General features: G+C 69.5%; 20 protein-coding genes. 11 read left to right on the forward strand and 9 right to left on the reverse strand.

The annotated features are described in order from the left end of the window. Positions 1 to 63 precede the first annotated feature (63 nt). The 6 genes from AFM16_RS29445 to AFM16_RS29470 all read right to left on the reverse strand — a co-directional run bounded on the left by AFM16_RS29445 (position 64) and on the right by AFM16_RS29470 (position 6,907). Complete coding sequence (locus AFM16_RS29445) at positions 64 to 348, reverse strand: DUF6191 domain-containing protein (protein WP_143648463.1); 285 nt, start codon at positions 346 to 348, stop codon at positions 64 to 66. 17 nt (positions 349 to 365) lie between these two features. Continuing rightward, entirely contained in the window at positions 366 to 2,078 is a 1,713-nt protein-coding gene (locus tag AFM16_RS29450; protein ID WP_078635291.1) for an aldehyde dehydrogenase family protein, read from the reverse strand. Positions 2,079 to 2,170: 92 nt separating this feature from the next. Further along, entirely contained in the window at positions 2,171 to 3,475 is a 1,305-nt protein-coding gene (locus AFM16_RS29455; protein ID WP_078635294.1) for an MFS transporter, read from the reverse strand. Positions 3,476 to 3,506: 31 nt separating this feature from the next. Beyond that, positions 3,507 to 4,442: a TauD/TfdA dioxygenase family protein gene (locus tag AFM16_RS29460; protein ID WP_078635296.1), complete on the reverse strand. Its 936-nt coding sequence runs from the start codon at positions 4,440 to 4,442 to the stop codon at positions 3,507 to 3,509. Between the two features lie 269 nt (positions 4,443 to 4,711). Further along, a complete protein-coding gene (locus tag AFM16_RS29465) occupies positions 4,712 to 5,314 on the reverse strand; it encodes a TetR/AcrR family transcriptional regulator (RefSeq protein WP_078635299.1) in 603 nt (200 codons plus the stop codon). Between the two features lie 48 nt (positions 5,315 to 5,362). After that, a complete protein-coding gene (locus AFM16_RS29470) occupies positions 5,363 to 6,907 on the reverse strand; it encodes a class I adenylate-forming enzyme family protein (protein ID WP_078635301.1) in 1,545 nt (514 codons plus the stop codon). A 73-nt stretch (positions 6,908 to 6,980) separates the two neighbouring features. On the opposite strand from AFM16_RS29470, the gene AFM16_RS29475 reads away from it, so the two are divergent. Continuing rightward, positions 6,981 to 7,583 (forward strand): TetR/AcrR family transcriptional regulator, encoded by a 603-nt coding sequence (locus AFM16_RS29475; RefSeq protein WP_078635304.1) that lies wholly within the window; start codon positions 6,981 to 6,983, stop codon positions 7,581 to 7,583. Between the two features lie 125 nt (positions 7,584 to 7,708). Here AFM16_RS29475 and AFM16_RS29480 read toward each other — a convergent pair whose 3' ends face one another. Both AFM16_RS29480 and AFM16_RS29485 read right to left on the reverse strand, forming a co-directional pair. After that, positions 7,709 to 9,238 (reverse strand): helix-turn-helix domain-containing protein, encoded by a 1,530-nt coding sequence (locus AFM16_RS29480; RefSeq protein WP_030789747.1) that lies wholly within the window; start codon positions 9,236 to 9,238, stop codon positions 7,709 to 7,711. A gap of 64 nt (positions 9,239 to 9,302) precedes the next feature. Then, positions 9,303 to 9,503 (reverse strand): DUF4236 domain-containing protein, encoded by a 201-nt coding sequence (locus tag AFM16_RS29485; RefSeq protein ID WP_078635306.1) that lies wholly within the window; start codon positions 9,501 to 9,503, stop codon positions 9,303 to 9,305. Between the two features lie 323 nt (positions 9,504 to 9,826). On the opposite strand from AFM16_RS29485, the gene acnA reads away from it, so the two are divergent. Together acnA and AFM16_RS29495 are read left to right on the forward strand one after the other, a co-directional pair. Continuing rightward, on the forward strand, positions 9,827 to 12,544 hold the full coding sequence (gene acnA / locus AFM16_RS29490) for an aconitate hydratase AcnA (protein ID WP_030789744.1): 2,718 nt from the start codon (positions 9,827 to 9,829) through the stop codon (positions 12,542 to 12,544). A 66-nt stretch (positions 12,545 to 12,610) separates the two neighbouring features. After that, the gene (locus AFM16_RS29495; protein ID WP_245177830.1) at positions 12,611 to 12,991 is read left to right on the forward strand and encodes a hypothetical protein; all 381 of its coding nucleotides are present in this window, start codon (positions 12,611 to 12,613) and stop codon (positions 12,989 to 12,991) included. A gap of 85 nt (positions 12,992 to 13,076) precedes the next feature. On the opposite strand, the gene AFM16_RS29500 is transcribed toward AFM16_RS29495, so the two are convergent. Beyond that, positions 13,077 to 16,880 carry a GH92 family glycosyl hydrolase gene (locus tag AFM16_RS29500; RefSeq protein ID WP_179123321.1) on the reverse strand — a complete coding sequence of 1,268 codons (3,804 nt, stop codon included), beginning with the start codon at positions 16,878 to 16,880 and terminating at the stop codon, positions 13,077 to 13,079. Between the two features lie 212 nt (positions 16,881 to 17,092). Between AFM16_RS29500 and AFM16_RS40245 the strand changes: the two genes are divergently transcribed. The 8 genes from AFM16_RS40245 to AFM16_RS29535 all read left to right on the forward strand — a co-directional run bounded on the left by AFM16_RS40245 (position 17,093) and on the right by AFM16_RS29535 (position 25,720). Further along, a complete protein-coding gene (locus AFM16_RS40245; protein WP_256861367.1) occupies positions 17,093 to 17,221 on the forward strand; it encodes a hypothetical protein in 129 nt (42 codons plus the stop codon). A 26-nt stretch (positions 17,222 to 17,247) separates the two neighbouring features. Then, complete coding sequence (gene ngcE, locus AFM16_RS29505; protein ID WP_030789737.1) at positions 17,248 to 18,696, forward strand: N-acetylglucosamine/diacetylchitobiose ABC transporter substrate-binding protein; 1,449 nt, start codon at positions 17,248 to 17,250, stop codon at positions 18,694 to 18,696. Positions 18,697 to 18,736: 40 nt separating this feature from the next. Beyond that, positions 18,737 to 19,663, forward strand: a complete 927-nt coding sequence (locus AFM16_RS29510; RefSeq protein ID WP_030789736.1) for a carbohydrate ABC transporter permease — start codon at positions 18,737 to 18,739, stop codon at positions 19,661 to 19,663. Beyond that, complete coding sequence (locus tag AFM16_RS29515) at positions 19,663 to 20,571, forward strand: carbohydrate ABC transporter permease (protein ID WP_030789735.1); 909 nt, start codon at positions 19,663 to 19,665, stop codon at positions 20,569 to 20,571. Before AFM16_RS29510 ends, AFM16_RS29515 begins: the two co-directional genes overlap by 1 nt. Positions 20,572 to 20,878: 307 nt before the next feature. Further along, on the forward strand, positions 20,879 to 22,078 hold the full coding sequence (locus AFM16_RS29520; RefSeq protein WP_030789734.1) for an ROK family transcriptional regulator: 1,200 nt from the start codon (positions 20,879 to 20,881) through the stop codon (positions 22,076 to 22,078). Between the two features lie 134 nt (positions 22,079 to 22,212). Next, positions 22,213 to 23,298 carry a sugar ABC transporter substrate-binding protein gene (locus AFM16_RS29525; protein ID WP_037875699.1) on the forward strand — a complete coding sequence of 362 codons (1,086 nt, stop codon included), beginning with the start codon at positions 22,213 to 22,215 and terminating at the stop codon, positions 23,296 to 23,298. A gap of 278 nt (positions 23,299 to 23,576) precedes the next feature. Beyond that, positions 23,577 to 24,368 (forward strand): ATP-binding cassette domain-containing protein, encoded by a 792-nt coding sequence (locus AFM16_RS29530; protein ID WP_030789732.1) that lies wholly within the window; start codon positions 23,577 to 23,579, stop codon positions 24,366 to 24,368. After that, entirely contained in the window at positions 24,365 to 25,720 is a 1,356-nt protein-coding gene (locus AFM16_RS29535) for a sugar ABC transporter permease (RefSeq protein ID WP_030789731.1), read from the forward strand. Before AFM16_RS29530 ends, AFM16_RS29535 begins: the two co-directional genes overlap by 4 nt. Positions 25,721 to 25,746: the final 26 nt, after the last annotated feature.

Raw genomic sequence — 25,746 nt, forward strand, 5'->3', positions numbered from 1 at the left:
GCACCTCCACCTCGCCGGGCTTCTCCCCACAAACGGCCCTTGCCCCGTGCCCGGCCGGACGAGCTACGCCCGCCCTCCGTCCCTCGGCTCGGACGGCGGCGGCGGTGTCTCGGAGCGCACGACCACTCGCCCGGATTCGAGGTCGACCCTCCGAAGGGGAGGTGCCCCCGACCCGGCGTCCTCCCGCAGCACCAGCCGCCGCTCCTTCTCCTCGGCGACGTGCCGGTGCGTGGGGGAGAGCAGGTCATGGAGTTCGTTCATCATCCCGGCCGTCGACGCGGCACCGACACCGGCGAGCCGTTGGTAACCCCGCAGCCTCACACCGGCGTTGGCGCATGCCTGCCTCACGCAGCCGGTGAGTCCGCTCAGCCGCGCAACGCCGACATGAAGATGCCCGGCAGTCGGGACAGCCTCCGGTCCGTCGCGTAGGCGGTGAGGCGTTGCATCGTCGTCCGGCCCGTGCGGTTGGTGACGTAGTACGGGGGACGGGGCGACAGGGACGGCGAGCCGGTGAACAGGCCGCGTGGTGACGGGGCGAACGGGGCGCGCAGCACCGTCTTTTCGACGTCCTCCAGGAGAAACGCGTTGTGCACGAAGCCGACCCCGCTGCCGATGTCCCGGCGGTCGTGGCCGGGGAAGGCGCCCCAGGGGGTGTAGCCGAGCAGGAAGCCGAACGCCGACCAGCAGTTGACGCCCAGCGTGCCGTAGCGCAGCCCGGCGACGGCCTCCTCGACTGCCGTGCGGTGGGCCCGCTCGGTGCGGGGGTGGACGAGCAGCGTGGCGCCGAGGGTGCCGGGCAGCTTGTCGTTGGCGAACTCCGTTGCCGCGCGCAGGAATGCGGGCACGTCCTCACCCGGCAGGCGGACCACGCCCAGGGCACCGGCGAACACCTCGTCCGTGAGCATCGGATCGTCCGCGTCGGCGAGGTCCGGGACCAGGACGCGGCAGTCGTCGTCGCCGTAGGTCTCGGCCTCCGGGTGCGCGCGGGTCACCGCGGCGAGGCGGTCGGCGGAGCCGGGGTAGTAGGGGCCGCGCCGCGGGAGTTCGCGGAGGACCCGGCGGATCTCGGCGAGCAGCCGCTCGGTGCCGTCCCAGTCGCGGGGCACGAGCAGGATCTGCGTGGCGACGCAGTTGTGGCCGGAGTTGTTCAGCTTGCTGGTGACGATGTGCTCGGCCTGGAAGCGGAAGTCCGCGGCACTCCACGGCCCCGGCGCCACGATGCAGGGGCTGACACCGCCCAACTCACTGGTGAACGGCTTGTCGTTGAGCGGGGTGTCCGCGCGTCGGCGCTCCTCGCCCTCCTCCCCGGTGCCCCACACGATGGCGTCGTGCGTACGCTCGCTGCCGGTGACGTGGATGGTGTCGACGTCGTCGTGAGCGGTGAGGTACGCGCCCTCGGCGGCGCCCCCGTCGACGAAGCGGACCCAGCCGCGCTCCACGAACTCGGTGAACACCTTCTCGAAGTGCGGGCGGAGATGGGCGTTGACCGGGTTCATCTTCGCGAGGACGACCTGGCCCTCGGCGTACAGCTTGTGCAGGATGTCGAGCGGGGTGATCGCCGGGACGTTCCCGGCGCCGAGCACCAGCGCCACGGCCGGTTCGCCGGGCCGGCCGCGGTACTCGCCCGCCGCGCGGGCCAGGGCCTGTTCGCGGGTCGTGCCCGGCAGGGTCCACACCTCGGCGGTGAAGCCGTTGAGCAGCAGCCGGTCCGTGGCCGTGGCGGGGAAGACGTCGACGACCGTACGGCCCTCGCGGGCGTGGACGGCTGCGGCGGGCACCGGGTCCCGCCCGGCGGCCAGCCGGCGCAGCACGTGCAGATACGCGCCCACGGTCTGCGCCAGCGCCCAGGGCGCGGTGACCCAGTCCTCGGCGGCCCAGTCGGAGCCGGCGTCGTAGCCCTTGGCGCGGGCCGAGTCGGCGACCATGGCGGACGCGCCGTCGCCGATGCGGGGGAGCATCCGCTCCAGCAGGCCGATGCGCTCGGCGAGCGGTGTGGCGGTCCAGGAGGCCGCCCGGCCGCGCAGGTCCGCGAGGGCCTGGTCGAGCGGCGGGGTGTCGAGGGGAGGTGCGACGGTCAAGGGGAACTCCTAAGAGGGACAGGTGAGTTCGAGTCTGCCGGGTCGGATTCAGCCGGTCTGCTTCAACCGTTCGGATTCAGCCGGTCAGCCGGTCAGCCGGTCAGCCGCGCGATGTCCCGCGCCGGATCGACCAGCAGGAACGACGCGGCGGCCCCCACGGCCAGCAGCCCCCCGGACAGCAGCACCGCGCTCTGGTAGCCGCCGGTGCCCTGCGCGTCGACGAGCGCCCCGACGAGCGCGGGCGCCGCGAGACCGGCCGCCGTCACCACCGCGTTCATGGTGCCGAGGGCGCCGCCCTTGCGGGAGGGCGGGGCCAGTTCGGCGACCGTGGTCGCGGCGATCGTGGCGTACGAGCCGCCGAGGCCGAAGCCGAGGGCGACCAGCACGGTCTTCGCCGTCGTACCGTCGGCCAGCGGCAGCGCCAGGCAGCAGGCGGCGCCGAGCGCGAGGAGCCAGCCGCCCACCCAGCCGCGGGCCCGCCGGCTCCCGACACCGCGCCGCATCAGCCGGCCGGTGACGCCCGCCTGCGTGAGCAGCACGACGGCGCCGATGGTCCAGGGTGCGACGACGACGATGCCGGCCGTGTGGGCCGAGTAGCCGAGGGCGTTGCGCAGGTAGGAGGGGAGCCAGACCAGCATCAGGGCGACGGTCCAGTAGCTGGTGAAGTAGGCGAGGGTGACGCCGGTCCAGGTGCGGCTGGCGAAGATCCTGCGGTACGGGACCGGCGCCCGCACCTCCTCGCGGGGTTCACCGGCGGCCGTGACGGCGCGGTGCCGGCCGTCCGCGCCCAGGACGGCCCAGACCGCGGCCCACACGGCGCCCACCGCCACCAGCACCCACAGCGCCGTCCGCCACCCGTGGCGCTGGATCACCCAGGAGAGGCCGGGGGCCGAGACGATCACGCCGAGCGTGACGCCGAGGGTGATCAGGGCGCCGGGCAGATTGCGCCGGTGGTCGGGGAACCAGGCCAGCGTGGCGTGCTGGGCGACGGGGAAGGCGGGGCCCTCCGCCGCGCCGAGGAAGACCCGTGAGGCGACCAGTACGGCGAGGCCGCCGCCGATCGCCGCGGGCACCTGGGCGACGGACCACAGGACGGCCATCACCAGGAGCAGCGTCTTCGGCGACATCCGGTCGGCGGCGAGCCCGACCACGACCGCGGCCACGGAGAAGAGCAGGAAGAAGGCGCTGTTGGCGAGCCCGAACTGGGTGGCGCTCAGATGGAGGTCCGCGCGGATCTCGTCGGCGGCGAGGCCGAGGACGGACTTGTCCGCGAAGTTGATCATCATGAAGACCACGAGCAGCACGGTCACCGTCCAGGCGCGCCGGCCGCCGCCGGGTGCCTCGGTCGTCTCGGTGGTCTCCGTGGGGTGCTGGGGCACGGTGGGTACCGCGGTCATGGGTGCTCCTGGGGAAGAGGGGGAGAGCCGTTCAGGAGAGCGGGACACCGGCGATGGCGATGCGCTCCATCACCCTGCGCCGGGGGAAGTAGTCGTTGACCGCGTAGTGCTGGGTGGCGATGTTGTCCCAGACGGCGACGGAGTCGGGCTCCCAGTGGAAGCGGACCTGGAACTCGGGGATCCGTGCCTGGAGGACCAGGATGTCGAGCAGCTCGCGGTTCTCCGCGTCGGACAGGCCCTTGATACGGCGGGTGAACGGCTCGTTCACGTACAGGGTCCTGCGGCCGCTGCGCGGGTGCCGGACCACGACGGGGTGTTCGACCTGCGGCCAGGTCTCACGGAACGCGGCCTTCTGCTCGTCGTTCATCAGGGCGCCCCAGCTCGCCTCCCAGTCGTGGACGGCGGTCAGACCCTCGATGCGCTCCTTCAGGTCCGCGGGCAGGTTGTCGTAGGCGGCGGCCATGTCCGCCCACATCGTGTCGCCGCCCGCGTCGGGCACCTCCACCGCGCGCAGGACGGCGCCGAGCGACGGGTTGGCCATGAACGAGTGGTCGCTGTGCCAGATGTTCTTGTTGCCCGCGGCCTTGGCGTCCTTGGCGAGCCGGGAGACGCCCGGGGTCCCGGTGCGCGCGAAGAACGGGTTCGCCTCGGGCGGGCCCCAGACGCCGGACAGGGCGAGCTGGTGCGCGGAGGTGAAGCCGCGCTGCCCGCGGAAGAAGATCACCTTCCATTCGAGCAGCGCCTGGCGCAGCTCGGCGGCGAGTTCGCCGGTGATCGGCGCGGTCAGGTCGACGCCGCCGACCACGGCACCGAAGTGCGGGGTGAGCGGACCGATCTCCAGCAGCCGGTAGGCGAACTGCTCGGCGCCGGGCGCCAGTCGCTCCAGGACACGGCTGCCGTAGTGCATGAGGGGCTTGTCGAGGACGGGCTTGGGATTGGCCACAGGGGTCGAGGCGACGGCCTGCATGGGGTACCTCCCGACAGCGGATGGGATTACGTAACCGGCAGTATCGATATTGATCCGTGGCGGGGCAAGGGGGCCGGACGAGTTGTTTCGGTGCGCGTTCCGTGAGCGTGTTCGGCGGGGGAGGCACCCGCTTCCGGGCAGGCCGAAGGGGCGCACGAGGCAATGGGCCTGCGTGCGCTCCGCTCGGGCTGAGCCCGCTGTTCCGGTCGGGCTGAGGCCGCTGTTCCGGTTGGGCTGAGGCCGGGGCTACGGCCGGGCTGAGCCCGCGGCTACGGCCGGACGCCGACCGCCCGGCCGATCAGCTCCACCATCGACTCGACGAGCGTCTCGTCCGGCATCCGCTGCTCGCCCACCATGCGGAAGACCAGCGACGCCGCCACCAGCGTCGCGGCGTCGGCGATGTCGACGTCCGGCCGGACGTCCCCGCGCGCCACCCCGCGCTCCAGCAGATGACGCGTCTCGCTCATCACGCGGGACGTGTAGTCGCGGTAGGCGCCCGGCTCCGCCCCGGCCTCGGCTGCGGCGCCGATCACCCCGGCCAGCAGCCGGCCCACGCCGGGCTGCCGGTACGCCTCCATGCGCGCCGTCAGCACGGCCCGCAGCTCGGCCCGGAAATCACCCATGTCCGGCACGGTCAGCGGGCCGATCCGGGACTCCGCGGCGGCGATGACGAGATCCTGCTTGGTCGGCCAGCGCCGGTACATGGCGGGTTTGCTCACCCCGGCGCGGGCCGCCACGGCGTCCATGGTCAGGGCGCCCATGCCGCTCTCGGCCACCAGGTCGACGACCGCGTCGAGGACGGCGCGGGTGACGTGCGCCTGACGCGGGCGCCCCGGCGCCCTCCGTGTGCTGTGTCCCTGATCGTCGGCCATGCCACCGACCCTATGCGGGCCCCGGCCGGTGCCGTACGGCAGACCTGCTCAGCCGCCCACCGGGGCGGCCTCCCGCGCCAGTTCGTCGCGCAGCACATGCTTGGTGATCTTGCCCGAGGGGGTGCGGGGCAGCTCCCGGCGCAGCACCAGCTCGCGCGGGATCTTGTACCGGGCGATCCGCGACTCCAGCCACTCACGGATCCCCGGCAGGCCGGGCTCCGTACCGTCGCGCGGGACCACGACGGCCACGACGGTCTCACCCCACTGCGGATGCGGGCGGCCCACCACGGCGACGTCCAGGACGTCCGGGTGGCCGCGCAGCGCGCCCTCCACCTCCTGCGAGGCGATGTTCTCGCCGCCGGTGATGATGACGTCCTTCATCCGGTCCACGATGGTCACGAACCCGTCCTCGTCGACCCGGCCCAGGTCGCCGCTGCGGTACCAGTCGCCCACGAACACCTCGGCGGTGGCCGCCTCGTCGTCGAGGTAGCCGACCATACGGGTGTCCGAGCGCAGCCAGATCTCGCCGGTCTCCCCGGCCCCGGCGTCCGTGCCGTCCGACCGCACCACCCGCAGGTCCACGCCGGGCATGCCGCCGCGCCCGATCGCCCCGGCCTTCGTCACCTGCTCGGCTGGCGAGAGCGAGGCCCCCACAGGACCCGTCTCGCTCATCCCGTACACCTGGTGGAAGTCGTCCGAGCCGTATGCCTTCATCAGCCGGCGGGCCGTGTCCGCGTCCAGGGGCCCGGCGCCGTAGATCCAGGCGCGGACGGACGTGAGGTCGAAGTCGGCGAAGTCGGGGACGCTCTGCACCGGGGCGATGAGCGCGATCGGGGCGCCGAACATCGCGGTGATCCGCTCGCGCTGGATCGTCTCCAGCATGCCGCGCGGCTCGTACTCGCGCTGGAGCACGACCGTCGCCCCGAGCAGCAGGGTCCCCATCGTCCAGTTGTTGAGCGGCGACGCGTGCCAGATCGGCATGCAGACGAGGAAGCGTTCGTCGCGGTGGAGGGGGACGGTGGCCGCCGTGTACGTGGCCGTCAGGGCGATGGACCGGTGCGTGTGCACACAGCCCTTGGGGTTCCCCGAGGTGCCCGAGGTGTAGAGCACCTGGGCGATGTCGTCGTCCGGGCGGGATTCCCGGCCGTTCCACGGCTCGGCGCGCGCCACCCGGGACTCGAAGGAGTCCGCGGGGCGGCTGCCGGCGTCGGCGTCGGGGTGGCTGACCAGCCACGGCACGTCCACCGCGGCCGAGGTCGCGCGCTCGCCGATCTCCGCGTCCACGATCCCCAATCGGGCGCCGCAGTGCCGCAGTTGACGCTCCACCTCGGGCGTCCGGAGCTTGTGGTTCACCGGCACCAGCGTGGCCCCCGCGTACCAGGCGCCGAACGCCGCGAACAGGAACGCGGGGGTGTTGTACGTCATCACCGCGAGCCTGTCGCCGGGGCGCAGCCCGGCCTCCCGCAGCACCGTCGCGGCACGCCGGGCGGCATCGGCGAACTCCCGGTACGTCCACCGCCGGTCGCCGTACACGACCGCTTCCTTGTCACCGGCCGAGCGAACCGCGCTGTCCAGCAGGGCACTGAGGTGCATCACGTTCTCCTGACGAGCCGACCGGCGAGAACCGGCCATGGCGGGAAAGTCTGAATGATGGTTCACTTCTTTCATGGCCTACCGCAAGACCCCCGCCGAAATCAGTCGGCTCGAAGCCGCACGCGAACACCTCGTCGTCTGCGCGACCGCGGTCGTGGCGGACGTGGGCTGGGCGCAGGCGTCCGTGTCGGCCGTCGCCGACGCGGCGGGCATCGCGGCCGGCTCGGTCTACCAGCACTTTCCGTCCAAGGCGGCGCTCGCCGTCGAGGTGTTCCGGCGCGCCGCCGGACGCGAGGTCGAGGTGCTCGGCGAGGTGCTGGGCGGCCCCGGCGACCCCGTGGAGCGCCTCGCCCGCGGCACCGAGGTGTTCGCCCGCCGCGCCCTGGAGAACCGCGGCCTGGCCTACGCGCTGCTCGCCGCCCCCGCCGAACCGGCCGTGGGCGCGGAACGCCTCGACTTCCGCCGCCGCTACCGCGCGCTCTTCGCCGAGGTGGTCCGCGAGGGGATGGCCGCGGGCGTCCTGCCCCGCCAGAACGCCGAACTGACCGCCGCCGCCCTCACCGGCGCGATCGGCGAAGTCCTCGTCGACCCCCTCGCCACCCCTGCCGCGACCAGCACCGAAACCCTGCTCACCGACCTCACGGCCACGGCCCTCCGCTGCGCGGGCGCGCCCTGACCCGGGCCTCATACACTCCGGCCGCCCACACCTGAAACGCCGCCGCACCCCGCCCGGACCCACTGAACAGCAGGTCGGACGGGGTGCGGCGGCGTTCGGGCGTATCAGATGACCCGGAACTCGATTCAGATGTCCCGGAAGATCTCGATCTGCGCCCCGATCGAGTTCAGCCGCTCCGCCAGGTCCTCGTAACCGCGGTTGATGACATAGACGTTGCGGAGCACGGACGTGCCCTCCGCCGCCATCATCGCCAGCAGGACGACGACCGCCGGGCGCAGGGCCGGCGGGCACATCATCTCGGCGGCGCGCCAGCGGGTGGGGCCCTCGACCAGGACGCGGTGCGGGTCGAGGAGCTGGAGGCGGCCGCCGAGGCGGTTGAGGTCGGTGAGGTAGATCGCGCGGTTGTCGTAGACCCAGTCGTGGATGAGGGTCTTGCCGGACGCGACGGCCGCGATCGCCGCGAAGAAGGGGACGTTGTCGATGTTCAGGCCGGGGAAGGGCATCGGGTGGATCTTGTCGATCGGCGCCTCCAGCTTGGAGGGCCGGACGGTGAGGTCCACCAGCCGGGTGCGGCCGTTGTCGGCGACGTACTCGGGCGTGCGGTCGTGGTCGAGGCCCATCTCCTCCAGGACCGCCAGCTCGATCTCCAGGAACTCGATGGGCACCCGGCGCACCGTCAGCTCCGACTCCGTCACCACCGCGGCGGCGAGCAGGCTCATCGCCTCGACCGGGTCCTCGGAGGGCGAGTAGTCGACGTCGACATCGATGTCCGGCACACCGTGCACCGTGAGGGTGGTGGTGCCGATGCCGTCCACCCGCACGCCCAGCGCCTCCAGGAAGAAGCACAGGTCCTGGACCATGTAGTTGGACGAGGCGTTGCGGATGACGGTCACGCCGTCGTGCCGGGCGGCCGCCAGCAGCGCGTTCTCGGTGACCGTGTCCCCGCGCTCGGTCAGCACGATGGGCCGGTCCGGCCGGACGGCGCGGTCGACGACGGCGTGGTACTGACCCTCCGTCGCCGCGATGTCCAGCCCGAACCGGCGCAGCGCGATCATGTGCGGTTCGATGGTCCGGGTGCCGAGGTCGCAACCGCCCGCGTAGGGCAGCTTGAAGGCGTCCACGCGGTGCAGCAGCGGACCGAGGAACATGATGATGGAGCGGGTGCGGACGGCGGCCTCGGCGTCGATCGCGTCCATGTCCAGCGCGCTCGGCGGCACGATCTCCAGGTCCACCCCGTCGTTGATCCAGCGGGTGCGCACGCCGATGGAGCTGAGCACCTCGAGCAGGCGGTAGACCTCCTCGATGCGGGCGACCCGCCGCAGGACCGTCCGCCCCCGGTTGAGCAACGAGGCGCACAGCAGCGCCACGCACGCGTTCTTGCTGGTCTTGACGTCGATGGCGCCGGACAGCCGTCGGCCGCCCACCACCCGCAGATGCATCGGTCCGGCATAGCCCAGAGAGACGATCTCACTGTCGAGCGCCTCACCGATGCGAGCGATCATCTCAAGGCTGATGTTCTGGTTGCCGCGCTCGATGCGGTTGACCGCGCTCTGGCTGGTTCCCAGCGCCTCGGCAAGCTGTGCCTGTGTCCAGCCGCGGTGCTGTCGGGCGTCGCGGATGAGCTTGCCGATACGTACGAGGTAGTCGTCTGCCATGAGGCTGAGGCTATCTCAGATATGAGATGGCGCCTCCTGGGGGGTCCATTCGGGTGATGCCCCGTCAACGCCGCCTGGCGTTACGGGTCCGACGCCACCCGAAAGGTCCGGGCAAATCCATCGATGTCGTACGACGTCCCGTGCTGCTGTGGGTGTGGCGCGGGCCGTGCCGTCCGCCGCCCGTGGTGATGGACCAGGAGCGCCGGTTGATGTTCAACCGCACGCCCGGAAGGATCCGGAAGCTCTTGCGGAACGTGAGGGGCATGGAAGCTCCTTCTGTCGGCAATGCTGGTTCAGCGTCGCCTGGCGGATACCCCGCATCCGACCCCGCATTCGCTCCCCTGCGGCCGGCCCGGCGGGCGTCGCCCCGGCGCAGCGCGAAGCGCCACCCGGCTCCCCTCGCGAGCCCGGGCATGACCATCCAGCCCCCATGTACTAGAGTTATCTCGACATCGAGATATCTGCCGAGGCGCACCGCAGTCGCCACCCCAGTAAGGGTTACCTAACTTAGCCTGACCTTAGCGGATCGGCCAAGCCCGCGTGGCGGCAGGATGCGGTGGTACGCGCACATCAATGAAGGAGACCGTCGTGTCGGCGAACAGCTTCGACGCCCGCAGCACGCTGCCGGTGGGCGACGAGTCGTACGAGATCTTCCGCCTGGACAAGGTGGAGGGCTCGGCCCGACTCCCCTACAGCCTCAAGGTCCTGCTGGAGAACCTGCTCCGCACGGAGGACGGCGCGAACATCACCGCCGACCACATCCGCGCCCTCGGCAACTGGGACTCGCAGGCCCAGCCCAGCCAGGAGATCCAGTTCACGCCGGCCCGTGTGATCATGCAGGACTTCACCGGCGTGCCCTGTGTTGTCGACCTGGCGACCATGCGTGAGGCCGTCAAGGAGCTGGGCGGCGACCCGGCGAAGATCAACCCGCTGGCCCCGGCCGAGCTGGTCATCGACCACTCCGTCATCGCCGACAAGTTCGGCACCAACGACGCCTTCGCGCAGAACGTCGAGCTGGAGTACGGCCGCAACAAGGAGCGCTACCAGTTCCTGCGCTGGGGCCAGACCGCGTTCGACGAGTTCAAGGTCGTCCCGCCGGGCACCGGCATCGTCCACCAGGTGAACATCGAGCACCTGGCGCGCACGGTCATGGTCCGAGGCGGCCAGGCGTACCCCGACACCCTGGTCGGCACCGACTCGCACACCACCATGGTCAACGGCCTCGGCGTCCTCGGCTGGGGCGTCGGCGGCATCGAGGCCGAGGCCGCGATGCTCGGCCAGCCGGTCTCCATGCTGATCCCGCGCGTGGTCGGCTTCAAGCTCACCGGTGAGCTGACCCCCGGCACCACCGCCACCGACCTGGTGCTCACCATCACCGAGATGCTGCGCAAGCACGGCGTCGTCGGCAAGTTCGTCGAGTTCTACGGCGAGGGTGTGGCGGCCACGAGCCTCGCCAACCGCGCCACCATCGGCAACATGTCGCCGGAGTTCGGCTCCACCGCCGCGATCTTCCCGATCGACGACGAGACCCTGAAGTACCTGCGTCTGACCGGCCGCAGCGACCAGCAGGTCGCCCTGGTCGAGGCGTACGCCAAGGCCCAGGGCCTGTGGCTGGACCCGCAGGCCGAGCCGGACTTCTCCGAGAAGCTCGAACTGGACCTGTCGACCGTCGTCCCGTCGATCGCCGGCCCGAAGCGCCCCCAGGACCGCATCGTCCTGGCGAACGCCGCCGAGCAGTTCAAGACGGACGTCCGCAACTACGTCGACGACGTGGACGAGGCGGGCAAGGAGTCCTTCCCGGCCTCCGACTCCCCGGCCGTCACCCCGAACGGCGCCCCGTCGAACCCGGTCACCGTGACCGCCCCCGACGGCTCGACGTACGAGATCGACCACGGCGCGGTCACCGTCGCGGCCATCACCTCCTGCACCAACACCTCCAACCCGTACGTCATGGTCGCCGCCGCGCTGGTGGCCAAGAAGGCGGTGGAGAAGGGCCTGACCCGCAAGCCGTGGGTCAAGACCACCCTCGCCCCGGGCTCCAAGGTCGTCACCGACTACTTCGACAAGGCGGGCCTGACCCCGTACCTCGACAAGGTCGGCTTCAACCTGGTCGGTTACGGCTGCACCACCTGCATCGGCAACTCCGGCCCGCTGCCGGAGGAGGTCTCCAAGGCCGTCAACGACCATGACCTCGCGGTGACTTCGGTCCTCTCCGGCAACCGCAACTTCGAGGGCCGGATCAACCCCGACGTCAAGATGAACTACCTGGCCTCCCCGCCGCTGGTCGTCGCGTACGCCATCGCGGGCTCCATGAAGGTGGACATCACGCGGGACGCCCTCGGCACGGACCAGGAGGGCAAGCCGGTCTACCTGTCCGACATCTGGCCCTCCGAGGCCGAGGTCAACGACGTCGTGGCCAACGCCATCGGCGAGGACATGTTCAACAAGTCCTACCAGGACGTCTTCGCGGGCGACGCCCAGTGGCAGGCCCTGCCGATCCCGACCGGCAACACCTTCGAGTGGGACGCCGAGTCGACCTACGTCCGCAAGCCCCCGTACTTCGAGGGCATGACGATGGAGACCACCCCGGTCTCCGACATCACCGGCGCCCGCGTGCTGGCCAAGCTGGGCGACTCGGTCACCACCGACCACATCTCCCCGGCCGGTGCCATCAAGGCCGACACCCCGGCCGGCAAGTACCTCACCGAGCACGGTGTGGAGCGTCGTGACTTCAACTCCTACGGCTCCCGCCGAGGCAACCACGAGGTCATGATCCGCGGCACGTTCGCCAACATCCGCCTGCGCAACCAGATCGCGCCGGGCACCGAGGGCGGCTACACCCGCGACTTCACGCAGGACGGCGGCCCGGTCTCCTTCATCTACGACGCCTCCCGCAACTACATCGAGCAGGGCGTCCCGCTGGCCATCCTGGCCGGTAAGGAGTACGGCTCCGGCTCGTCCCGCGACTGGGCCGCCAAGGGCACCGCGCTGCTCGGCGTCAAGGCCGTCATCGCCGAGTCCTACGAGCGCATCCACCGCTCCAACCTCATCGGCATGGGCGTCCTGCCGCTCCAGTTCCCGGAGGGCGCCTCCGCCGAGTCCCTCGGCCTGACCGGCGAGGAGACCTTCTCCTTCACCGGCGTCGAGGAGCTGAACAACGGCACCACCCCGCGCACGGTGAAGGTCACCACCGACACCGGCGTCGAGTTCGACGCGGTCGTCCGCATCGACACCCCCGGCGAGGCGGACTACTACCGCAACGGCGGCATCATGCAGTACGTGCTGCGCAGCCTGATCCGCAAGTAACGAACAAGCGGCACGGCAGGCGAGTCGAGGGCCGCACCCCGTCCGACGGGGGTGCGGCCCTCAGCCGTGAACCAGCAGCGGGGGCACAGGATGTGGGACGGGCCGTTCTACCGGGTCCGGCGGGACGGGTACGAGATCCTCTTCGTGCCCGACGCGGACACACCTCTCGACGAGATCGACGACGTCGACATGTGGGTGATCTTCGACGACGGCGAACGCTGGTCGGGGACCGTTTACACCCTCGACGTCGTGCACCGGAACATGGACGCGTGCCGCGACTCCGGCGAATGCCTCGGCGGCCGGTACTTCTACGTCTGGGACGGGCTGATCGTCCGGGACGCGGGAATCGACGCGATGGTGGAGGTCGTGGACGAGCTGGTGCGCACCGGGGACTTCCGCGGCGTCTTCCGGGACGTCGGGCCGGAAGAGGACGACGAGGACGCGTAGCGCGACGAGGACCGGCGAACCCCGTCACAGGCCGGTGGGGCCGTGCCGTGCACCACGCACGACACGGCCCCACCGGGGCGGACGCTCACGCCAGCAGTTCGACCTCCGCGAGCACCGACTCACCGCTTAGCACCAGGCGGTACTTCGCGTACGCCCCCGGCTTGCCCACCGTGAAGGCCCGGGTCTGCCGGTCCCATGCGAACGACTGGCCGGACCGGGTGTCCAGCGTCTTCCACGTGGTGCCGTCCGCCGAGCCCTGGAGGGTCCAGCCGGCCGGTGCCTTCGTGCGGTCGGCGGCCGAGGTCAGCGTGTACTGGACGGCCTTCGTGGTGCCGGTGACCGGCAGGTCGACCGTCGTGACGGTGGCCGAGGACGCCGACGTGTCGTCGAACAGCGCCCCCTCGCCCTTCAGCACGTCCGCCCGCGGCGCCGGCACCTTGTCGTCCTGGGTGATCGACACGGGCGCCGCGTTCTTGCCGGTGCCCCACGACGACGGCTTCGGCCCCATGTCGAACTCCAGCACCCCGCCCTTCGCCAGCAGCGAGTGGGGCAGTGAAGTCGACGTCCAGGCACGGCCGTCGACCCTCAGACCCTGCACGTACACGTTCTTCGCGCTGTTCTTCGGCGCCTCGACCACCAGGTCCCGTCCGTTCTCCAGATGGACGGTCGCCTTCTTGAACAGCGGTGAGCCGACGGCGTATTCGCCGCTGCCCATCACCAGCGGGTAGAAGCCGAGCGCCGAGAACAGGTACCAGGCCGACTGCTCGCCGTTGTCCTCGTCGCCGTGGTAGCCCTGCCCGATCTCGCTGCCGGTGTAGAGGCGGGAGAGCACCTCACGGACGTTCTTCTGCGCCTTCCAGGGCTGCCCGGCCGCGTCGTACATGTAGATGACGTGGTGGGCGACCTGGTTGGAGTGCCCGTACATGCCGAGCCGGACGTCCCGCGCCTCGGTCATCTCGTGGATGACACCGCCGTAGGAGCCGACGAACTCCGGGGACGCGGTCTCGGGCGTGGCGAAGTACTCGTCGAGCTTGTCGGCGAGCCCGCCGCGACCGCCGTACAGGTTGGCCAGGCCCCGGCTGTCCTGCGGGGCGGTGAAGGCGTAGCCCCAGCCGTTGGTCTCCGTGTAGTCGTGGCCCCACACCCGCGGGTCGTACGCGGACGAGTCCACGCGCCAGCCGCCCTGCGCGTTCCGGCCCTGGAAGAAGCCCGCCTTGGAGTCGAACAGGTTCACGTAGTCCCGGGCGCGGTTGAGGAAGTACTCCGACTCCTCCTTGTAGCGCTTGTCACCGGTCTTCTTGTAGAGCGCCTCGCCCATCTTCGCGATGCCGTAGTCGTTGACGTATCCCTCCATCGCCCAGGAGAGGCCCTCGTGGGTGGTGGTGGAGGTGTAGCCGAGGAACGGCGAGGTGGCCATGCCCTTGCGGCCCACGCCGGAGGACGGCGGGACGACGGTCGCGTTCTTCACGGCCGCGTCGTACGCCGCCTTCGCGTCGAAGCCGACGCCCTTGACGTACGCGTCGGCGAACGCCACGTCCGAGGAGGTGCCGGTCATCAGGTCGGCGTAGCCGGGGGAGGACCAGCGCGAGGTCCAGCCGCCGTCCTTGTACTGCTGGACGAACCCGTCGACCATCTCGCCCGCCTGAGAGGGCGTCAGGAACGAGTACGCGGGCCAGGTGGTCCGATAGGTGTCCCAGAAGCCGTTGTTGACGTACACCTTGCCGTCGACGATCTTCGCGCCGGTGTGCGTCGGGGTGTCCGGGTTGGGCATCGGCGAGAACGGCGACGCGTACTGGTACTTCGAACCGACCTTCTCGAAGCCCGAGTTGGGGTACAGGTACAGCCGGTACAGGCTGGAGTACAGGGTGGTGAGCTGGTCCGGGGTGGCGCCCTCGACCTCGACCTTGCCGAGGATCCGGTCCCAGGCGCGCTGGGCGCGCTTCTTCACCGTGTCGAAGGACGTGCCGTCCGGGATCTCCTGGCGCAGATTGTCCTTGGCCTGGTCGACGCTGATCAGCGAGGTGGCCAGGCGCAGGGTGACCGTGCGGTCGGCGCCCGCGTCGAAGCGCAGATGCCCCTTGACGCCGCTGGAGGCCCCGCTCGTCACGGGCTTGTCGAACACGCCGTACACGAAGAGCCGGGTGGCGCCCGTCGACAGCCCGGACTTGACGTCCGAGTAGCCGGTGACGATCCCGTTCGCGGTGTCGAGCGTGAGCCCCGCCTGGTCCGTGACGTTGTCGAACAGCACGCTCGCGTCGTCGCCGGGGTAGGTGAAGCGCAGCGCCGCCGCGTGGTCGGTCGGGGTCATCTCGGCCTTCAGGCCGTTCTCGAACCGTACGCCGTAGTAGTACGGCCGCGCGGTCTCGTTCTCGTGCCGGAAGGCCAGCTCCCGCGCCTCCCGGCCGGTGTCCGGGGTGCCGGACGCGGCGGACGGCATCACCTGGAAGGTCTGCCGGTCGCCCATCCAGGGGCTCGGCTCATGGCTCGCGCTGAAGGACTGGATCGTCGGCAGGTTGTCGTCGTTGTTGCCGCGCGCGTAGTCGTAGAGCCAGCTCAGGGACGCCGCATTGGTGACCGGGGTCCAGAAGTTGAAGCCGTGCGGCACGGCCGTCGCGGGGAAGTTGTTGCCGCGGGAGAAGCCGCCGCTGGAGTTGGTGCCGCGGGTCGTCAGCGCATAGTCGGACAGATGCGCCTTCGGCTTCTCGGGCGCCGCGCGGTCGATCACGACGTCGTCCAGCCAGCCGCGGAACTTCGCCGGGCCGCCGGGGGAGTCGTAGGCCACCAGGATCCGGTCGACGGTCTTCCCGGCCGCGACCGACCCGATCCGCGAGACCACGTTGTTCCACTGGTTGACGTAGAGCACCTTCGAGGCGCCCTGCTCCCGGGGCGTCAGCCCGAACCCGTGCTGGTCGCTCGCGCCGAGGCCGCTGAGCGAGGTGCCGTCGGTGAAGACCAGGTCCACGGAGACGTTCGTGGCGGCGTAGTCACGGTCGCCGTCCGCCATCGACGGGAAGATCCGGTAGGAGAGCCGGGTGTCGCGGCCGACGGCCACGTTCACGTCGAAGACCTTGTTGTACGAGTACGCCCGCCCGGTCGCCGTATGGCGTCCCGCGTAGCGCAGGGCCTTCTTTCCGGTGAAGCCCGCGCCCGCCTTGGCGGTCGGGGATCCGCTCGGGCCGCGGTCGACCAGCGACAGCATGTCCTGCGGGACCGGGTTGTCACCGCCGCCCGTGGAGAACTGGACGTCGGCGAGCTGGAGGATGCCCGAGGCGCCGTTGTTCTTCGTGACGTCGAGCCGGAAGTACCGGTACTCGGCCGGTTCGGCGAGGTCGTAGCTCTTGGTCCGGAACCGTTCGGGGAAGGACTCGCCGGCCCGGGTGTCGACCGTCTTCCAGTCCTTGCCGTCCGTGGACCCCTTCAACGTCCAGTCCCTGGGGTCGCGTTCGGCGTAGTCGTTGGCCGAGGTGAGGGCGTAGGTCGCGAGCTTGACGGGTTTGTCGAAGTCGAACTCCACCCAGCCGGTGGTGGCGAACGTCAGCCACTTGGTGGTCGGTTCGCCGTCGACGAGGTTCTCCTTCACCTCCCCGCCGCCGGTGTTCTCGCTGCTCGCCCGCACGTCCGTGACGTGATCGGTGACATTGCCCGGGATGCCGGAGCTGTAGCCGCCGTCGACGCCCGAGGCGCGTTTGCCGCCGCCGGCCGTGGTGTCCACGGTGTTCAGCCAGTCCGGCGCCGGCTCGTCCGCCTCGAACGAGGACGCGAACTCCCGGTCGGCCTTCGCCGGTTTGCCCGGCAGTGCGACGGCGGCCCCCTGCGAGGCCACCGCCAAGGTGAAAGCAGCCGTGACGACGACGGCCGGACCCCATCCGTGCCGCGCTCTGTGCCGCATACGCCAGCACCCTCCCTGCGATCGTCTGGACAACGTTGTCAATACTCGACGCAAGGACCAGTAGTGGGTCAAGTGGCCAGCGATGTCAAGGGTGTTGACGGTGGCGTCCGGGGGGTATGTCGCGAATTTTCCGTCACGCCGCGCACAGCCGGTTCATAAGTCCGGACCAGGCCGGTTCATATGTCCGGCAGGTCTCAACTCGGAAAAGACCGATGACCAACCTTGCATTCGATCTTGCCCGGCTGGCGGGAAGTGGACTATACCTGTCGGCAATTCACGCGATCCGCACGACCCTGCTTGACCTGACCGCGGTGCCGGGGAGGATCCGGTTCACCGCCTGAGTCCTGGAGAAGGCGAGGACTTGAGCATGGGATCCACCTCCGAGAATGATCACTCCACGGGTGTCGGCCGCCGCGATCTGATCAGGCGGTCCGCCGCACTGGGCCTGTTGTCCGTCCCCACGATGAGTTTCCTGACCTCCTGTGCCAGCAGCGGTGGCGGCAGCGAGGACAAGGCCAAAGCGGGAAAGAAGACGGACAAGAACCCGCTCGCGGTCAATGAGACCGCCCAGATGGAATTCGTCCTCTTCGACGGCGGTTTCGGCAAGGAGTACGCCGAGGACGCCGTGAAGATCTACGAGAAGAACTTCCCCGGTGCCAAGGTGAAGTTCGCGGCCACCCAGAAGATCCAGTCCACGCTCCAGCCCCGCTTCAACCAGGGCACCCCGCCCGACCTCATCGACAACTCCGGTGCCGAGCAGATGGACATGGGCGTCCTGGTCGGCAAGAAGCAGCTCGCCGACCTCACCCCGCTGCTCGACGCCCCGTCCTACGACGACCCGGCCAAGAAGGTCCGCGACACCCTGCGCCCCGGCATCGTCGAGATGGGCCAGTTCGACGGCGACCCGGTGTGGATCCTGTACTACGCCTACACGGTGTACGGCGTCTGGTACTCGCAGAAGGCCCTCGACTCGCTCGACGCGACCTATCCCGAGACCTGGGACGAGATGCTCGCGGTCTGCGCCAAGGCCAAGAAGAAGGGCATCGCCGGCTGGACGTACGCGGGCAAGTACCCGTACTACCTCCCCTTCTCGCTCTACCCGATGATCGGCAAGGTCGGCGGGCGCGATGTCCTCGACGCCATCGACAACCTGGAGCCGAACGCCTGGAAGCACCCGGCCGTCAAGACCTGTTTCGAGGCGTACTACGAGCTGTACCAGAAGGGCTACGTCCTCAAGGGCACCCCCGGCCTGGACCACATCCAGTCGCAGACCGCCTGGGCGCAGGGCAAGGCCCTGTTCCTCCCCAACGGCTCCTGGGTGGAGAACGAGTCGGCGAACGTCATCCCGGCCGACTTCGACCTCGCGGTCTCCGCGCCCACCGGCATCGACTCCTCCGACAAGATGCCGTTCGGCACCATCTGGGCCTCCGGCGGCGAGCCGTTCGTCGTCCCGGCCAAGGCGAAGAACACCTCCGGCGGCATGGAACAGCTCCGCATCATGCTGAGCGAGGCGTCGTCGAGGAACTTCACCGCCAAGGTCAAGTCGCTCACCGCGTTCAACGGCGGCACCGACGGCATCACCCTCACCCCGGGTCTGAAGTCCGGTGTGGCCGCGCTGGACAAGGCCGGCGACAACGTGGTGAACCCGCGGCTCCAGGACTGGTACGTGCAGTTGCAGAAGGAGCAGATCGGCGTCGGCGGGCTCGGCGAGATGATGGCCGGCCGGCTCACTCCGGCGGAGGCCGTCAAGAAGATCCAGGGTTATGCCGACGCGGCTGCCAAGGACAGCTCGATCAAGCACTACAAGCACCAGTAACCGCATCAGCGACCGCATTCACGACGGCACCGGAGTGGCGATGCAACACGGCAAGTACCGGTTCATCGTGGGGTTTCTGGCCTTGCCCCTGGGACTGTACGCACTCTTCGTGGTCTGGCCGTTCATCCAGTCCATCTACTACTCGTTCACGGACTGGACCGGACTCAGCCCCGAATTCAAGATGGTCGGTCTCGACAATTACCGCAGGATGCTGGACGACCAGATTTTCTGGAAGTCCCTCCAGCACAGTCTGCTGTTCGCCCTCCTGGTGCCGGTCGTGACGATCGGGTTCGCCCTGTTCCTCTCCTTCATGATCAATGTGGGCGGCCGGCGCAGAAAGAGCGGTCCGGTCGTCTCCGGAGTGCGGGGATCGTCCTTCTACAAGATCGTGTATTTCTTCCCGCAGGTGCTCTCGATCGCCATCGTCGCGCTGCTGTTCGCCTTCGCGTACAACCCGGACAGCGGCGCGATCAACTCGTTCCTGCGGGGGGTGGGTCTCGACGGCGTCCAGCCGCTCTGGCTCGGCGACCCGGACCTCGCGCTGTGGTGCGTGATGGCGGTGCTCGTCTGGTCCACGGTCGGCTTCTTCGTCGTCCTGTTCTCGGCGGGCATGGCCTCGATCCCGGCCGACCTGTACGAGGCGGCGCTGCTGGACGGCGCGAACCGCTCCACCACGTTCTTCCGGATCACCCTGCCGCTGCTCTGGGACACCGTGCAGTCCGGCTGGGTCTACATGGGCATCCTGGCCCTGGGCGCCGAGTCGTTCGCGGTCGTGCAGATCATGACGACCGGTCCGGGCGGTCCCGACTACTCGACCACCGTGATGGTCCTGTACGTGTACCAGAGGGCGTTCCGGGACGGTCAGGCCGCCTACGCCACCACCATCGGCGTCGCGCTGCTCGTCGTGACGCTGGCCTTCGCCGCCGTCGTGATGCGGCTGGGGCGGCGCGAGCGGCTGGAGTACTGATGAAGACGACCGAACCCCCCGCGTCCCTGCCCGTCACCAAGATCGACCTGCCGGCCGGCGGCAAGCGGCCGCGGCGCGGGTCCGACGGCCGGGTCCTCAACGTCTTCTCGCACGGCGTCCTGGTGCTCTGGGCCGTGATGGTGGTCCTGCCGCTGCTGTGGGCGGTGATGACGTCCTTCAAGGACGACCGCTCCATCTTCGGTTCGCCCTGGTCGCTGCCGGACCGGCTGCACTTCGGCAACTGGTCGCGGGCCTGGACCCAGGCCAACATGAGCGACTACTTCCTGAACACCGTCCTGGTGGTGGGCGGCTCGCTGATCGGCACCCTGGTCCTCGGCTCGATGGCGGCCTACGTGCTGGCCCGGTTCGACTTCCCGGGCAACCGCTTCATCTACTACCTGTTCGTGGGCGGCATGAGCTTCCCGATCATGCTGGCGCTGGTCCCGCTGTTCTATGTGGTGAACAACATGGGCCTGCTCAACACGCTGCACGGGCTGATCCTGGTCTACATCGCGTACTCGCTGCCGTTCACGGTGTTCTTCCTCACGGCGTTCTTCCGCACGCTGCCGTCCTCGGTGGCGGAGGCGGCCTTCGTCGACGGCGCCTCGCACAGCCGGACGTTCTTCCAGATCATGCTGCCGATGGCCAAGCCGGGCCTGATCAGCGTGGGCATCTTCAACTTCCTGGGCCAGTGGAACCAGTACATGCTGCCGACGGTCCTGAACACCGACCCCGACAAGCGCGTCCTCACCCAGGGCCTGGTCCAGCTCGCGGTCAGCCAGGGCTACAAGGGCGACTGGTCGGGCCTGTTCGCGGGGCTGGTGATGGCGATGCTGCCGGTCCTCGGGGCGTACATCGTCTTCCAGCGGCAGGTGGTGCAGGGACTCACGGCGGGCGCGCTCAAGTAGACCCCGCGCCTTCACACGGCGTACATGGATCTCCGCCGCACGCGGTGTCCGTGTACGCCGCTTTTCATCGCTCCGCAGTCGGTTTCGCACCCGGCGTTCACGACCTGGAAGGGCTTTCCCGCAACACCCCGCAGCCACCCCCGCACACCCCGCGACGATACGGAGCGTCACCGGTGCCAGAAGTGTTCGACCGTGCGGAAACTGTTCAACCTCTTGACGGGAGGCAACCCGAACAGCTCAGCTTAGAGTTCACTAGTTGGACATGGACGGGGCCTCATCGAAGCGGTCCCGCGCGCAGGAGGTCGTCGTGGAGACTCCGGGGTCGCAGTCGTCGCTGCACCGAGCCAACCTGGAGCGGGTCGTACGTGCCGTGCGCCTGGCGGGGTCCCTCACCCAGGCGGAGATCGCCCGGACGACCGGTCTGTCGGCGGCGACCGTCTCCAACATCGTGCGGGAGCTGAAGGACGGCGGGACCGTCGAGGTCACGCCCACCTCCGCCGGCGGACGCCGGGCCCGCAGCGTATCGCTGAGCGGGGACGCCGGCATCGTCATCGGGGTGGACTTCGGCCATACCCATCTACGGGTCGCGGTGGGCAATCTGGCCCATCAGGTGCTCGCCGAGGAGTCCGAACCGCTGGACGTGGACGCCTCGTCCTCACAGGGCTTCGACCGGGCGGAACAACTGGTCAGCCGTCTGATCGAGGCCACCGGGGTGGACCGGACGAAGATCGCGGGGGTGGGCCTCGGCGTGCCGGGGCCGATCGATCTGGAGTCCGGCACGCTGGGCTCGTCGGCGATCCTGCCCGGCTGGATCGGCACCAGACCCGCCGAGGAGCTGCGGGGGCGCCTCGGAGTGCCGGTGCACGTGGACAACGACGCCAATCTGGGCGCCCTGGGCGAGATGGTCTGGGGCAGTGGCCGGGGCGTACGTGATCTTGCTTACATCAAGGTCGCGAGCGGTGTGGGGGCCGGTCTGGTGATCGAGGGGAAGATCTATCGCGGGCCTGGCGGCACTGCGGGAGAAATCGGGCATATTACACTCGATGAATCCGGCCCCGTCTGCCGCTGCGGAAACCGGGGCTGCCTGGAGACCTTCGCGGCCGCGCGCTATGTGCTGCCGCTCCTCCAGTCCAGTCACGGCACGGATCTGACGATGGAAGGCGTCGTGCGGCTGGCCCGGGACGGAGATCCGGGCTGCCGTCGGGTGATCGCCGACGTCGGCCGTCACATCGGCAGTGGAGTCGCCAATCTCTGCAACCTGTTGAACCCGAGCCGAGTGGTCCTGGGCGGCGATCTCGCCGAGGCCGGTGAGCTGGTGCTCGGCCCGATCAGAGAGTCCGTCGGCCGCTATGCGATCCCCAGTGCGGCGCGTCAGCTTTCCGTTCTCCCAGGGGCACTCGGGGGTCGTGCGGAGGTGCTCGGAGCACTCGCTCTCGCACTCAGCGAGATGGGTGATTCGACCCTTTTGGACGGCTCCCTGTCCACCGCGACACCTGCCTTCACTTAGAGAACGCATGACGCCGTTGCCATCTCGTTAAGTATTTACTTCTTGACGTCGAACTTGCGGCCGAGTTGACTTCGAGCCACCTCGGCCGCAGCGTTGCGGCCCTGTCAGGGAGGCACACCCCAATGAACGCTACGATGCGTAGAGTCGTGATCGGCGCCACCGCCGTGTCCATGGCGCTCTCGATTGCCGCGTGCGGCAAGGCCGGCGACGACGACAACGACTCCGGCAGCAGCGGCTCGGACAACAAGTCCATCGGCCTTCTGCTCCCCGACAGCGTCACCACGCGCTACGAGAAGTTCGACCGGCCGTTCTTCGAGGCCAAGGTCAAGGAACTCTGCGACGACTGTGACGTGCAGTACGCCAACGCCGCGGCCGACCCGGCCAAGCAGGCGCAGCAGATGAGCAGCATGGTGACCAAGGGCGTCAAGGTCATCGTGGTCTCCGCGCAGGACTCGGCCGCCATCAAGTCCTCCATCCAGTCCGCGGTGGACAAGGGCGTCAAGGTCATCGCGTACGACCGTCTCGCCCAGGGCCCGGTCTCGGCCTACGTCTCCTTCGACAACGTCAAGGTCGGCCAGCTCCAGGGCGAGGCCCTGCTCGCCTCCCTCGGCGACAAGGCGACCCCGAAGGCCAAGGTCGTCATGATCAACGGTGACGACGCCGACCCGAACGCCGGCCAGTTCAAGGCGGGTGCCCACAAGGCGCTCGACGGCAAGGTCGACATCGCCTACGAGCAGTCCGGCCTGTGGAAGGACACGGTCGCCGCGCAGAAGATGTCCGCGGCCATCACCCAGCTCGGCGCGAAGAACATCGCCGGCGTCTACTCGGCCAACGACGGCATGGCCGGTGGCATCGCCAACACCCTCAAGGGCGCGAAGATCAGCGGCATCCCGCTGACCGGCCAGGACGCCGAGCTCGCCGGTATCCAGCGGATCGTCGCCGGCACCCAGTCCTCCACCGTCTACAAGGCGTTCAAGCCGCAGGCCGACGCCGCCGCCCAGCTCGCGGTCAACCTGCTCGAGGGCAAGGACATCAAGTCCCTGGCCACGAGCGAGGTGACCAGCGGCTCCGGCGACAAGGTCCCGGCGCAGCTCCTGACCCCGGTGTCGGTCACCAAGGCCAACATCAACGACACGGTCATCAAGGACAAGCTGTACACGGTCGCCGAGATCTGCACCGCGGAGTACGCCGCCGCGTGCAAGGCCGCCGGCCTGCAGTAAGCGGAACGCGCCACAGCGCGCACCGCGGCCCGGATCCCGCTGAGGGGTCCGGGCCCCGACCGCACCGCGCGGTCCCGCGAGACCCCGCCGACGCCTGCCCCACCTTCACACCCCGCTGCCGGGGCGGGCGTCGGACGGAGCCGTTGCCAAGTGCCACGGATTCGCGCATGTTCATCTTGTAAACCTCGTACGGCACCGAGGCGCTCCCGCCCGGTCCCGCACGTCCCTCCGCGCCCCACCCCAAGCGCGGCATCCCCGCCGGTCAGGCGGCGAAGGAGATGGTTCACGTGTCCGCTACGCCCGTGCTGGCGTTGCGCGGAGTCTCCAAGCGATTCGGTGCAGTGCAGGCACTCACCGACGTCGAGCTGGAGGTCCACGCCGGAGAAGTGGTCGCCCTGGTGGGCGACAACGGCGCAGGTAAGTCCACTCTGGTCAAGACGATCGCCGGCGTCCACCCCATCGATGAGGGAGTCATCGAGTGGGAGGGCAAGCCGGTCAGCATCACCAAGCCGCACGACGCCCAGGGACTCGGCGTCGCCACCGTCTACCAGGACCTCGCGCTCTGCGACAACCTCGACGTGGTCGGCAACCTCTACCTCGGTCGTGAGCTGCTGCACCGCGGCGTCATCGACGAGGTGACGATGGAGAAGAACGCCCGCGAGCTGCTCTCCACGCTCTCGATCCGCATCCCGAGCGTGCGCATCCCGATCGCCAGCCTCTCGGGCGGTCAGCGCCAGGTCGTCGCCATCGCCCGCGCCCTCATCGGCGACCCGAAGGTCGTCATCCTCGACGAGCCCACCGCGGCCCTCGGCGTGGAGCAGACCGCGCAGGTCCTCGACCTGGTCGAGCGGCTTCGCGAGCGCAACCTCGGCGTCATCCTCATCAGCCACAACATGGCCGACGTCAAGGCGGTCGCGGACACCGTCGCCGTCCTGCGCCTGGGCAAGAACAACGGCTCCTTCCCGGTGAAGGACACCAGCCACGAAGAGATCATCGCCGCCATCACCGGAGCCACGGACAACGCCGTGACCCGTCGTGCGGGGCGGCGCACCGCGGAGGCGGCACAGTGAGCGACACGTCGAAGACCGTGAAGAGCGGCAACCCCGAGCCCGAGAAGGTCGCCAAGGCCGAGGGCGTCGTCGAGGGCCAGGAGACCGTCGCCCCCGCGGACGACCCCACGGCCGCCCCGGTCGCCGTCGTCGACCCGCGTCTGCTGGTCCGTGAAGAGGGCCTGCGGGGCTACGTCACCGAGTTCAAGCGCAAGGTCAAGGGCGGCGAGCTGGGCTCGCTCCCGGTGGTCGTCGGCCTGATCGTCATCTGGACGATCTTCCAGCTCCAGAACGACCGCTTCCTGAGCGCCGACAACCTCTCGAACATCAGCTACTACCTCTCGGCCACCGGCATGCTCGCCATCGGCCTGGTGTTCGTGCTACTGCTCGGCGAGATCGACCTGTCGGTCGGATCCGTCAGCGGTCTGTCCTCGACCCTGTTCGCCGTGTTCGCGGTGAACAACGGGATGAACCCCTGGCTGGCCCTGGTCCTCGCGGTCGTCACCGGTATCGCCATCGGCGCGATGCAGGGCTGGTTCTTCGCCAAGATCGGCGTACCGGCGTTCGTCGTCACCCTGGCCGGCTTCCTCGGCTGGAACGGTCTGATGCTGTGGCTGCTCGGCTCCAGCGGCACGATCAACATCCCGTCCGAGACGGGCCCGATCCACCTGCTCGGCCAGAACAGCTTCTTCATGGACCAGGCGATCATCGGCGCCTACCTGCTGGCCGGCCTCGGTGTCGTGCTGACCCTCATCGGCAACTTCGGTGAGCAGCGCCGCCGCCGGATCGCCGGGGTGCCGTTCCGCCCGACCAGCGAGATCCTGCTGCGCGTCGGCGCCCTCGCCGTCGCCTCCTTCGTCGCCGCCGCGGTGCTGAACAACGCCTCCGGCGTCTCCAACGCCCTGGTGATCTTCCTCGCGGCCCTGGTGATCGTGGACTTCGTGCTCCGCCGCACCACCTACGGCCGTAAGGTCTTCGCGGTCGGCGGCGGCATCGAGGCCGCGCGCCGCGCCGGTATCAACGTGCCGCTGATCCGCATCACCGTGTTCGCCATCTCCGGCGGCTTCGCGGCGATCGGCGGTATGTTCTTCGCCGGCCAGACCGCGAGCGCCACGCTCAGCGCCGGTGGCGGCAACGTGCTGATGCTCGCCATCGCGGCGGCCGTCATCGGCGGCACCAGCCTCTTCGGCGGCCGCGGCACCGTCTGGTCGGCCCTCCTGGGCATGCTGGTCATCCAGTCGATCCAGACCGGCCTCGACCTGCTGAACATGAACACCTCGATCCAGTACATGATCACCGGTGGTGTTCTGCTCGGCGCGGTCGTGATCGACTCGGTCTCCCGCAAGAGCCAGAAGGCCGCCGGCCGCGGCTGACCCCTGGCAGGAACGTCACTGTGCCC

This window comes from Streptomyces antibioticus (assembly GCF_002019855.1).
Taxonomy (GTDB): Bacteria; Actinomycetota; Actinomycetes; order Streptomycetales; family Streptomycetaceae; genus Streptomyces; species Streptomyces antibioticus_B.

Bases quoted from the DNA above. Each gene is read 5' to 3' on its own strand.
- AFM16_RS29455 (WP_078635294.1), bottom strand. From the start codon at position 3,475: ATGACCGCGGTACCCACCGTGCCCCAGCACCCCACGGAGACCACCGAG.
- AFM16_RS29460 (WP_078635296.1), bottom strand. From the start codon at position 4,442: ATGCAGGCCGTCGCCTCGACCCCTGTGGCCAATCCCAAGCCCGTCCTC.
- AFM16_RS29465 (WP_078635299.1), bottom strand. From the start codon at position 5,314: ATGGCCGACGATCAGGGACACAGCACACGGAGGGCGCCGGGGCGCCCG.
- AFM16_RS29470 (WP_078635301.1), bottom strand. From the start codon at position 6,907: ATGCACCTCAGTGCCCTGCTGGACAGCGCGGTTCGCTCGGCCGGTGAC.
- AFM16_RS29475 (WP_078635304.1), top strand. From the start codon at position 6,981: ATGGCCTACCGCAAGACCCCCGCCGAAATCAGTCGGCTCGAAGCCGCA.
- AFM16_RS29480 (WP_030789747.1), bottom strand. From the start codon at position 9,238: ATGGCAGACGACTACCTCGTACGTATCGGCAAGCTCATCCGCGACGCC.
- AFM16_RS29485 (WP_078635306.1), bottom strand. From the start codon at position 9,503: ATGCCCCTCACGTTCCGCAAGAGCTTCCGGATCCTTCCGGGCGTGCGG.
- AFM16_RS29500 (WP_179123321.1), bottom strand. From the start codon at position 16,880: ATGCGGCACAGAGCGCGGCACGGATGGGGTCCGGCCGTCGTCGTCACG.
- AFM16_RS40245 (WP_256861367.1), top strand. From the start codon at position 17,093: ATGACCAACCTTGCATTCGATCTTGCCCGGCTGGCGGGAAGTGGACTA.
- ngcE (WP_030789737.1), top strand. From the start codon at position 17,248: ATGGGATCCACCTCCGAGAATGATCACTCCACGGGTGTCGGCCGCCGC.
- AFM16_RS29510 (WP_030789736.1), top strand. From the start codon at position 18,737: ATGCAACACGGCAAGTACCGGTTCATCGTGGGGTTTCTGGCCTTGCCC.
- AFM16_RS29515 (WP_030789735.1), top strand. From the start codon at position 19,663: ATGAAGACGACCGAACCCCCCGCGTCCCTGCCCGTCACCAAGATCGAC.
- AFM16_RS29525 (WP_037875699.1), top strand. From the start codon at position 22,213: ATGCGTAGAGTCGTGATCGGCGCCACCGCCGTGTCCATGGCGCTCTCG.
- AFM16_RS29530 (WP_030789732.1), top strand. From the start codon at position 23,577: ATGGTTCACGTGTCCGCTACGCCCGTGCTGGCGTTGCGCGGAGTCTCC.